Raw genomic sequence first — 11,467 nt, 5'->3', positions numbered from 1 at the left:
AAGCCGGTGCTGCGGGCAGAATTGCGCTAATAGAAGCTGGTGCAAAAATGTTAGGTGTTACAGCTGGTACATGTCGTGCTGAAAAAGGCTATATAGTCTCTGGCGACAAATCTGTTAGTTATGCTGATTTAGTTAAAAAAGGCGAGTTTAATCGTACTTTTACAAGTGAGGAAGTAGCAAGTTTACCACTAAAACCAGCCAATAAACGCCATTTGACGGGGCTTAAGCAAGACTTTAAAGCGCTTGATATACCTGCCAAAACCAATGGTACCGCAGTGTATGGAATAGACGTAGAAGTTGAAGGCATGCTCTATGCTCGCCCAGTAATACCGCCAACTCGCTTTGGTAGTGAAGTAATAAGTGTTGACGATACCGCAGCAAAAACAATTAAAGGTTATAAGGGTTATGAAATTTTAACTGACCCAAGTAATACGGTAGAAGGCTGGGTTGTTGTATTAGCTGATAATTACCCAAGTGCAATTAAAGCTGTAGATGTACTAAAGGTTAAGTATAAAAAAGGTAGCGCAGCAAACGTAACTGAGTCTGATATTCAAAAAGAAGGTGTGCGTTTATGTCAGCAAACTGATTCAGGCACTTTATTTGTTGATGAAGGCGATATAAAGAAAACTCAAACCGATGCAAAAGAATTACTCGAATCAATGTATACCACAGCGACCGCGAGTCATTATCAGTTAGAGCCTTTAAACGCGCTTGCACAGTTCAAAGATGGAAATTGGATTATCCACACCGGTAACCAATGGCAATCGCTTACATTGCCAGCCATAGCAAAAGCACTAGAGGTTGCACAAGATAAAGTGATTATTCGCCCGTACTATTTAGGCGGTGGTTTTGGTCGTCGATTATTTGGTGATTGGACTGTACCCGCAGCCCTTACTGCAAAAGCGGTAGGTAAACCTGTAAAGCTTGTGTTTACTCGAAAAGATGACAGTTTATTTGATCAATCTCGCTCAGCGTCTACTACAAAAATGACGGCATCGTTTGACAAAAACGGTGCTTTTACTGGTTTAGAGCATGCTTTTGCAGCAGGGTGGCCAACTAAAGCAATGGCACCAGGGTTCTTAGCTCCAGGTGTTGATGGTAAAGGCAAATTTGATGCATTTTCGGCATCAGGTGCTGATCATTGGTATAGCATGAACAGCCACCGTGCAAGAGCCATTAATAATGGACTTGTACAAAGTACATTTATTCCAGGGTGGTTACGCTCAGTAGGACCAGGTTGGATTGCTTGGGGCCTTGAGTCGTTCATTGATGAAGTTGCACACAAACAAGGTAAAGATCCTGTTGAATTTCGCCTTGAAATGTTAGATGCACAAGGTAAGCAAGCAGGTAAAGCACCAGAGAGTGTAGGTGGAGCATCACGTTTACACAGTGTACTTAAAAAAGTATCTAAAAAAGTAGCCAATGTTAAGTTAGGCGAAGACGAAGGTATTGGATTTTCGGCCAGCTCAGGGCAAGAACGCACCATGCCGGCATGGATTGCAACCGCTGCACATGTGCATGTTAATCGTGCTGATGGTAAAATAACGCTTAAAAAGCTGTATGTGGTTGTTGATGCAGGTTTAATAGTGCATCCTGATGGTGCGCTGGCGCAAATAGAAGGTTCTCTACTTTGGGGAGCAAGTCTTGCGCTGCATGAATCAAATACATATAAAAACGGGCAGGTTTCAGCGACTAACTTTAATACTTACCTACCACTTAGAATGAAAGATGTGCCTGATATGGACATTGAATTTGTGCAAAGTGATGAGTTTCCAGTTGGTTTAGGTGAGCCGGGCGTTATTGGTATCGCTCCAGCGATTGGTAATGCCGTATTTAATGCGGTGGGTGTTCGTTTACGAAACTTACCAATGAAACCAGATGAGCTTAAAAAAGGCTTATCTGCGTAAAGCAGTAAAAGCAATAAAGCAGTATATGTGTAAGAGGTTTGCATTTTAATGCGACCTCTTTAACATGTAGTAAATACACTTAAGTTATACCCAAGGTTTAGTTATGTTAGTCGATCCAGCAGGACGAGAATTTAGTTACTTACGTTTATCAATTACCGACGTGTGTAATTTTAAGTGTGTTTATTGTTTACCAAATGGTTATCAATGCGACCACGACCGAGACTTTCTTTCGCTTAACGAAATAAGTAATACAATAAAAGCATTCGCCCATCATGGTATTAAAAAGGTACGTATTACAGGCGGAGAACCAACTCTTCGAAAAGACTTTATAGATGTTATTCGCGCAGCTAAAGATACAACAGGTATAAACCAAATAGCAGCGACAACGAATGGTTTTTCTCTACAAAAAAACATTAATAACTGGGTAGATGCAGGTTTAAGTGCCATTAATGTGAGCATTGATAGCTTTGACCCTCGTATGTTCAATTCAATAACTGGGCACGATAAATTTGCCTCTGTTATGAGTGGCATAGATGCAGCAGTAGACAGTGGCATTTCATCAATAAAAATAAATAGTGTACTGATGAGACAATATAACGCCACAGAGTTAGATACTTTTTTAAGCTGGCTTAAACACCGTCCCGTAACTATTCGGTTTATAGAGCTAATGCAAACTAACGATAATAAAGATTTTTTTGATGCAAACCATCTCTCAGGTGAATCAATAAAAACTAAATTATTACAAAGAGGTTGGCAACGTATAATTCAAGGCGCTACAGCAGGACCTGCACAAGAGTTCTCGCATCCAGATTACCAAGGTAATATTGGTTTAATAATGCCTTACAGCAACGACTTTTGTAGCACGTGTAATAGGCTTAGGGTTTCTGCGTTAGGAAATTTACATTTATGTTTGTTCTCAGAAGAAGGTATATCCCTCAGAGAGCACATGAACAATAATTCAAGTGCAGAGCTAATTGCGTTACTATCGCGTTATATTAAAACTAAAAAGCCATCGCACTTATTACAGCAAGGTAATACTGGGATCACCACCAATTTATCTATGTTGGGTGGTTAAAAATCACTATTATTTTGTTGAATGATGAGCCGATCGTCGTCTAATTAATGTGAAAATGTAAATAATAGCCTGTATTTTCACGTTTTTATTTTTAGAGGGCTTGTCATATTATATTTTCACGTTAAACTAAATTTTTATTTATTATTAAGTTATAAGAATGGATATCGCAGCACTTAACAGTACTAAATCATTAAGAAGAGATGTTCTTAAGTGGATGTGTCTTTGCTTTGGTTTTTTATCGTTAGCGTTCGGGGTATTTAATTTAACAGTAAATAACCTTCCTTTACTGGGCTATATAGAAGCCAGCTTTTCAATTTATTGCATCTATACTTTTATTGCGCTTACACGCCATCCATTACAGATTTGGCAATCAATAGTAATGTGCGCACTGATCTCATTTATTGTTGTATTAGCGACTTATTTAGCGTCACCGCGTAACGGTGTTTACGTTTGGTCGTTCGCATTACCTGTTTTATATTACCTTTTAATGGGCAAGCGCTACGGATTTATTTTATCTGCGGCTATGCTTGCCGCTCAAATAATTATATTGGCAGATAAATCAAGCCTTTCACCTTTTGAAACGTTTAATTTGGTACTTAATTTACTGTGCACCTACGTGAGTATTTGGGCTATTTCCCATGTTTTTGAAGGGAGCAGATCACACTTTTCAAAACGACTTAAAAACTTAGCATTACTTGATCCACTAACAGGTGCCGGTAATCGTTTGTCTATGAGTCACTATTTTGAAGTTGAGTTACGAGATAAGTCACAGCTGTACGTGTTTTTACTCGATTTAGATTATTTTAAATTAATAAATGACGAACATGGACACGGTGTTGGCGATAAAGTACTTGTAGAAGTTGCAACCCTTTTAAGAGTTGCTCTAGGCCGAGGGTATGTTTTTAGAGTTGGCGGCGAAGAGTTTGCTTTATTTAGTTCGTTTACAAGTGAGGAGGAAGCTCTTAAAGCGGCTGAAAAAATAAGAACTCAAGTTGAAAATACAAATTTTGATATTGATGGTCTATCTATAAATATTACTACAAGTATTGGTGTGGCAAAGTTTAAAAGTACAAATACCCTTGAAGGCTTTGTTGAACAAGCCGATAAGCAACTATACAAAGCTAAGCGATTTGGTCGCAATAAAGTGTATTGTAAATTTAAAGCAGAACCAGACTTTGAGATTGCTACGGCTTAATATCAAAACTTAGCATTAAAACTTATAGTCAATAAACTATAGGGTTTGTTAATAATAAAATGGTTAGTACATTTGTTCAAAATTAGGGATGCCGTTTTCCCAAATAGGTTTGTCTTTTCCTAAGTACTCACGTACTGCATCAAAAAATAAGCGCGTTCTGACTGGTAAGTCGCGATGAGGGTATACGGCGTACATAGCGCTGTATTCCATAAGTTTAATATCTGTCAATAAAGGAACTAACTTTCCTTCTTTTACTTCATCACCAATAATAAACGCAGGCGCAACAAAGTAAGTAGTCCCCGAGAGCGTTTTCATTAATAAAGACTCCGCATCGTTTGCACGAAATACACTCTTTATTTTTTGTTCACACGGCTCACCTTTACTGTTGTAGTAATCAATACTTTCTACTCTAAAAGAATTACTTGCATAACTTGCTGCAGGTAGGCTTGCTAGCTCTTCCATTGTTTGTGGCATGCCGTAGGTTTCAATAAACTCTGGAGCTGCAACTATTAATATGCGGTTTCGGGCAATTTTTCTGGCTATAAGAGATGAATCTTTTGGCTCGCCTACTCTAAACGCTAAATCAAATCCTTCAGATACAATATCCACTAATCTATCATCTAACCTAAGTTCGACTTCAACCTGCGGAAAGCGCTTTTGAAAGTCATTAAGTACTGGTTGTAAGTAACGACGACCAATGAGTGTTGATGAGGTGATTTTTAAAACGCCACGAGGCTCTAAATGGTAGTTTTCGGCCATACGGACGGTTTCGCCAAGAAGCTCTCTGAGGTCTGCGGCTTTTTTTATCATTTCTGCGCCTGCAGCAGTTAGCGAAAACGAGCGGGTGGTTCGATTAAGTAACCTCACACCAAGTTCGTCTTCTAATCGACTAATTTGTTTAGAAATAACAGAACGGTCAATATTACGAATTTCAGCTGCTTTAGCAAAAGAGCCTTGCTCTACCACTTCAAGCAACATTAAAAGCCGACTTGTTGTATCCATTATTACATCTCAATTAATTAATTGATGCCATTTTGGCACTAATGAATTTAAAAATCTATGGTTTTTGTCCGCAAGTTTAATCCGTACCATGCGAAGCTAATTAAAAAAGGAGCGTCTTCATGAAAAAACATTTAATTGCTGCTGCACTCGCTGGCGCATTACTAACACTTGCAGGTTGTGCTGATGAGAGCACACCCCCTTCGGCTCAAGCACAACATCTTCAGCCAATCGATGTTGCACCTGTATTAGTTAAACCAGTACAAAGCTGGCACACCTATACAACTCGCTTAGAGTCTCCTCAAGAAGTGGCTTTAATGCCACGCGTATCAGGTGTTATTGATCATATTACATTTAATGAAGGCGACAATGTTAAAAAGGGCGACTTATTATTTAAGTTAGACGACCGCCCATTTGCTGCTGTTGTAGCAAGCCTTGAAGCGCAAATTAATAGTGCACAAGCTGCATTAGAACAAGCAAAAAGCGAAGCTAAACGTGCGGTGCGCTTAATGGAGCGTAAAGCTATTTCTACTGAACAAACAGAGTCGCGCACGTCTATTTTACACCAACGCGAAGCGCAACTTGCTGCATTACAAGCACAGCTTACATCGGCAGAACTTGATTTAGAATTTACGTCAATTGTATCGCCAATCGATGGCATAATTTCCCGTGCAAACATCACGAGAGGCAATAACATTATTGCGGGTCAAAGTGTGTTAACAAGCATAGTATCTAACGAAAAAATGTACGCTTACTTTGATGTTGACGAACGCACTTGGAACAGTGCTTTTAGCAATGTAACAGCGGCAAGTCGTCAACCTGTTGTAATGCAAAAAGTTGGGCAAAACGATTTTGCGTACAAAGGGTATATCAACTTTATTGATAACCAAATTAATGCTTCTACGGGTACGCTTCGTGTTCGCGCCGTATTTAATGAAGATAACAACCAACTTAGAGCGGGCTCATTTGCACGTATTAAGTTAGCGGCTAATTCAATTTCTGAGCAAGTAATAGTGCCAGACAGAGCAATTGGTACCGATTTAAAAAATCGCTTTGTATTAACTGTTGGCGAAAACAACGTGCTGCAGTACAAATTAGTGACAGTGGGTGAGCGTTACGGATCGCTTCGTGCAGTGACATCTGGTTTATCTGAAGGCGATGTGATTGCAGTAAATGGCCCAGCTCGCGTAGGTCCTGGTATGCCAATTGAACCAAACACAGTAACAATAGATAGCAGTGATGTTGCATTCACCCTCTCTAATGACGAATCAAGCGTAGTAGCTAAGCAATAAGGTTTTTTGATGAAATTTTCACACTTTTTTATTCAACGGCCGATATTTGCGGCTATGTTGTCTTTGGTTATTTTAATTGCGGGTGGCATTTCTTTATTTCAGCTTCCGGTAAGTGAATACCCAGAAGTTGTACCACCAACAGTTGTTGTAACCGCAAGTTACCCAGGTGCAAACCCAACGGTTATTGCACAAACGGTAGCAACACCACTCGAGCAAGAAATTAACGGTACTGAAAACATGTTGTATATGTTTTCACAAGCAACCAGCGATGGTCGTATGACCCTAACGGTAACGTTTGCATTGGGTACCGATTTAGACCGTGCTCAAGTACAAGTTCAAAACCGTGTAAACAGTGCTTTGCCACGTTTGCCTGAAGAAGTACAACGCTTAGGTGTGGTAGCCGAAAAATCATCACCAGATCTAACCATGGTAGTGCATTTATATTCGCCAGAAAAAACACACGATACCGCGTATTTATCTAACTATGCCGATTTGTATGTTAAAGACGAAATTGCACGGCTACCAGGTGTGGGCGACATTCGCTTATTTGGTGCGGGCAAATATTCAATGCGTGTTTGGTTAAACCCAGATGCTTTAGCAGCACGTGAGCTAACAGCAACCGATGTTGTAACGGCGCTGCGTTCGCAAAACCAACAAGTTGCTGCAGGTAGCTTAGGTGCTCAGCCGGTGTCAAACGACAGTCAATTCCAAATACTATTAAACGTTAAAGGTCGTTTAAATAGTATTGAAGAGTTTGAGCAAGTAATTATTAAAGTAGGTGAGGAAGGGCAGCTAACACGTTTATCTGACATTGCACGTGTTGAGCTAGGTCAAGACACCTATTCACTTCGCGCAGAGCTAGACACTCAGCCAGCGCTTGCTATGCCTATATTTCAACGCCCTGGTTCTAATGCCATTGAGCTTTCTGATCAAGTGCGCGAAACCATGGCGCGTTTATCAAAAGATTTTCCTGAAGGGGTTAAATACGACATTGTTTACGATCCTACTGTATTTGTACGCGGCTCGATTGACGCAGTAATTGCAACGTTACTTGAAGCAATTGTACTGGTTGTAATTGTAGTTATTGTATTTTTACAAACATGGCGTGCGTCTATTATTCCGCTTATTGCTGTGCCTATTTCACTTATTGGTACGTTTGCTGTTATGCAGTGGTTGGGCGTGTCGATTAATACCTTATCGTTATTTGGGTTAGTACTTGCCATAGGTATTGTTGTAGATGATGCGATTGTAGTAGTAGAAAACGTTGAGCGTAATATAGAGCAAGGTTTATCACCACTTGAAGCGACACGCGTTGCTATGAACGAAGTAACTGGTCCTATTATTGCTATTGCATTAGTGCTGAGCGCAGTATTTATTCCAACAGCTTTTATTACGGGTTTGTCTGGTCAATTTTATAAGCAATTTGCATTAACAATTACAATTTCGACCATTATTTCTGCTTTTAACTCATTAACTCTTTCGCCTGCATTAGCTGCGTTATTATTAAAGTCGCACGATGCAAAACCGGATGCGTTTACACGTTTACTAAATAAATTATTTGGTCGTTGGTTATTTCAACCATTCAACCGTGTATTTGACCGTGGCGCTAAAGGGTACGAAAAATTAGTGAAAAAGCTAATTCGTCTAAGCCTAATTGCTATGGTGGCTTATGTTGCACTGGTTGGCGGTACAATTAAATTGTTTGATACCGTACCAGGTGGCTTTATTCCACAACAAGATAAGCAATATTTGGTGGCAATTGCTCAGTTACCAGACGCAGCAAGCCTTGACCGTACTGAAGATGTATTAAGACAAATGCAGCAAATTGCCTTAGATGTGCCGGGTGTTGCCCATACGGTTGCTTTTCCTGGTTTGTCGGTAAATGGTTTTACCAACAGCCCTAACAGCGGCATTGTTTTTACACCTTTAGATGCGTTTGAAGACCGCGCCGATCCAAGTAAATCAGCTATGGCAATTGCTGCGCAGTTAAACCAACGGTTTGCCGCGATTGATGAAGCATTTGTAGCGGTATTCCCGCCACCGCCAATTCAAGGTTTAGGCACAACGGGTGGCTTTAAGCTACAAATTGAAGACCGATCAAATAAAGGATTCGAAGCGTTATTCAATAGTCTGCAAACGGTTATTGGTAAAGCACAAAAAGATCCTGCGTTAATAGGGCTTTACTCAAGTTTTCGTATTCAAGTACCACAAATGGATATAGACGTAGACCGCGAGCAAGCACTAATTCAGGGTATTCCACTTGATGAAGTATTTAATTCGCTGCAAGTTTACTTAGGCTCGGTGTATGTAAATGACTTTAACTTGTTTGGTCGTACGTATCAGGTAAACGCGCAAGCAGATGCTGATTATCGTTTAGATCCAGATCAAATTCTTAATCTAAAAGTAAGAAACCGTGCAGGTAACATGGTGCCATTAGGCTCAGTATTAACGGTTACACCAACAATTGGTCCAGACCGTGTAATGCATTACAACGGTTACCCAAGTGCAGAACTTAACGGCAGTCCAGCGCCTGGTTACAGCTCTGATCAAGCACAATTGGCTATTGAAGCAATACTTGCTGATAACTTACCAAGCGGAATTGAATACGAGTGGACTGAGGTTACTTACCAACAAGTACTTGCTGGTAACACCATGGTGTATGTATTCCCACTGGTAGTGTTACTGGTATTTATGGTGCTTGCTGCTCAGTACGAAAGCCTGCGTTTACCATTGGCTATTATTTTAATAGTGCCAATGACCATATTCTCAGCGTTACTTGGTGTGTGGTTTGTAGGCTCAGACAATAATATATTTACGCAAATAGCGTTAATAGTACTGGTCGCCTTGGCATCTAAAAATGCGATTTTAATGGTTGAGTTTGCTAAAGATCAAAACGAGACAGGGTTATCTCATATGGATGCAATATTAGCTGCGTGTCGTATGCGTTTACGCCCAATATTAATGACCTCAATTGCATTTACAGCAGGTGTTATACCGCTTGTATTAGCAACGGGCGCAGGAGCAGAAATGCGCCATGCAATGGGTAATGCCGTGTTCTCAGGCATGATTGGTGTGACTGTGTTTGGCTTATTGTTTACACCGGTATTTTATATGCTTGTTGTGAATAAAAAAGAAAAAGCGCAGGAGTTACCACATGAATAAGTTAGCAAATAAAACGCTAAAAACACGCTTAACAATAAGTGCTGTATTGGTGGCTGCATTTTTATCTGGCTGTGCTAGCAAAATAGATACAGTAAGTGAGCAAAATGCAATTAATGAGTTTGTTGCAAAAGCAGCTGTTGCAGAGCAACTTACTGGTGTTGATGAAACTAGCTGGTGGAAAGGGCTTGATTCAAGCCAATTAAATCAGCTGGTAACCAAAGCGCTTGCAAATAATTACGACTTAAAAACAAGCCAACTCACGCTTAAAAGTGCATTAGCACGGCTAGGCGAGCAAAAAGCGCAATACTTGCCACAAGGTGGTATAGAAATTGGTGCTCAGCGCAGTGGTTTGGTTGACGTAAATAGTCGTCAATCGAGTGCTAATTTAGCACTCGACTGGCAACTTGATTTGTTTGGGCGCATTACAGCATTGGTTGATGCGGCAAATGCATCGGCTATGAGCCAAGCAGAGCAAGTACGTTTACTGCAAATTGAAGTGGTTTCGTCTGTTGTTAAAGGGTTTGTAAGCTATCAGGGTAATGTTGAAAAACAACACATTGTAGCGCTGCAAATAGAAGCGCTTGAACAAAGTATAGAGGTGCTACAAGCACGTGTTGATGAAGGTGTGGCTAACGAACTTGATTTAAACCGTACTATGGCGCAACTAAGGCAACAGCAAGCACTTGTACCTGCTTTTGAATATGCAAAATACCGCGATTTATCTACGCTTGCCGTACTTACTGGACGTTTAACGCAAAACGTTGAATTAAGTAATGAACAAGCTATTTTAGAGCATGAGTTTGAGGTATCTCTTAATGAGCCAAATAACGCAATTGCACTAAGACCCGATATTAGCCGTGCGCTTTATGACTTTAGCCAAGCTAACAGTTTAAGCGTTGCAGCAAGCAAAGCGCTTTTACCCGATATTAGTTTGAGTGGCTTTGCAGGTGTTCTAAGCATTGGCAGTAATGGCTTTAGCGATACTCAGCAGCAATGGCAAATAGCGCCACAAATTCAGTGGTCGTTGTTAAGCTATCCTGCACTTTTAGCACAGCGCGACGCACAACAATTTTTAAGTGAAGCCGCGTACAGCGATTATCAACAAGTTGTGCTAAAAGCCGTTAGCGAAAGTGAACTTTCGTTGCAACTTTTGGTCAATCAAACACAGCAAAAACGTTTTGCTGATGAGCGCTATGAGTTTGCTAACAAAGCATTTTTACAAGCAGAAGCAATGTACGAAGAGGGGCAAATTCCTTATCTTGAGTTGTTAGATGCGCGTCAGGATGTTTTAATAGCGCAAGAAAATGCTGTCGATTCAACAATTTCATCGCTACTCGCTAAAGTTAATGCATATCAGTCATTTAACGGGCGATGGAGTTATGCATTAAGTAACACTAATAAGTAGAGCTTTATTGATGTCTGATACTGATGTTTTACATGAATACACCGTACCGCACACAATGCGTGCCATTGTATTACCAGAGCCTAACGAGCAAATTAAATTAGCTGACGTGGAGTTACCCGTACCTGAGTGTGCAGATAACGAACTACTGATTAAAGTAGAGTATGTTGGTTTAAACCCTGTTGATGGGCAGTTTGCTAAATCGGGTTTTTGCAAATGGCAATACCCTCATATTTTAGGCCTTGATGCCGTAGGTGTGGTGGTAAAAGCCAGCAAAGGTATTTTTCCCAATGTGGGTGAGCGGGTTATGTGGCACGCAAGCGTTGGTGGCCAAGGTGTACTGAGTGAATATACAAAAGTACCTAACTACGCAGTATCGGTTTTACCTAAAGGGCTAAGCCCAGCGGTGGCCGCTATTTTACCTTGTGCAGGTAT

7 protein-coding genes and 1 pseudogene (1 of these 8 only partly in view) are annotated in these 11,467 nt (G+C 40.5%); 7 read left to right on the top strand and 1 reads right to left on the bottom strand.

The genetic code is table 11. The annotated features are described in order from the left end of the window. The 3 genes from L647_RS0109440 to L647_RS0109430 all read left to right on the top strand — a co-directional run. The coding region (locus L647_RS0109440; RefSeq protein ID WP_024610920.1) for a molybdopterin cofactor-binding domain-containing protein at nucleotides 1-1,907 on the top strand (1,907 nt) is incomplete at its 5' end. Between the two features lie 103 nt (nucleotides 1,908-2,010). Then, nucleotides 2,011-2,982, top strand: coding sequence for a GTP 3',8-cyclase MoaA (gene moaA, locus L647_RS0109435; protein WP_024610919.1), 972 nt, complete (start codon nucleotides 2,011-2,013; stop codon nucleotides 2,980-2,982). 157 nt (nucleotides 2,983-3,139) lie between these two features. Next, complete coding sequence (locus L647_RS0109430; RefSeq protein ID WP_024610918.1) at nucleotides 3,140-4,177, top strand: GGDEF domain-containing protein; 1,038 nt, start codon at nucleotides 3,140-3,142, stop codon at nucleotides 4,175-4,177. A 63-nt stretch (nucleotides 4,178-4,240) separates the two neighbouring features. Here the strand turns inward: L647_RS0109430 and L647_RS0109425 are convergent, their stop codons facing one another. Then, nucleotides 4,241-5,179, bottom strand: coding sequence for a LysR family transcriptional regulator (locus L647_RS0109425; protein WP_024610917.1), 939 nt, complete (start codon nucleotides 5,177-5,179; stop codon nucleotides 4,241-4,243). Nucleotides 5,180-5,298: 119 nt separating this feature from the next. Here L647_RS0109425 and L647_RS0109420 point away from each other — a divergent pair, with 119 nt between their 5' ends. From L647_RS0109420 to L647_RS01000000123935, 4 genes and pseudogenes are all read left to right on the top strand, one after another. Then, nucleotides 5,299-6,468: an efflux RND transporter periplasmic adaptor subunit gene (locus L647_RS0109420; protein ID WP_024610916.1), complete on the top strand. Its 1,170-nt coding sequence runs from the start codon at nucleotides 5,299-5,301 to the stop codon at nucleotides 6,466-6,468. Between the two features lie 9 nt (nucleotides 6,469-6,477). After that, the gene (locus tag L647_RS0109415) at nucleotides 6,478-9,630 is read left to right on the top strand and encodes a multidrug efflux RND transporter permease subunit (protein WP_024610915.1); all 3,153 of its coding nucleotides are present in this window, start codon (nucleotides 6,478-6,480) and stop codon (nucleotides 9,628-9,630) included. Further along, nucleotides 9,623-11,035, top strand: coding sequence for a TolC family protein (locus tag L647_RS0109410; protein ID WP_024610914.1), 1,413 nt, complete (start codon nucleotides 9,623-9,625; stop codon nucleotides 11,033-11,035). Before L647_RS0109415 ends, L647_RS0109410 begins: the two co-directional genes overlap by 8 nt. Before the next feature lie 10 nt (nucleotides 11,036-11,045). After that, nucleotides 11,046-11,467: pseudogene (locus L647_RS01000000123935) on the top strand (zinc-binding dehydrogenase); it runs 609 nt beyond the window's last position.

The sequence above is a fragment of the Pseudoalteromonas sp. TB64 genome, from assembly GCF_000498095.1.
Taxonomy (GTDB): Bacteria; Pseudomonadota; Gammaproteobacteria; order Enterobacterales; family Alteromonadaceae; genus Pseudoalteromonas.
Note: the sequence above shows the minus strand (reverse complement) of the source record. Positions and strands in the feature narration are given on the sequence as shown.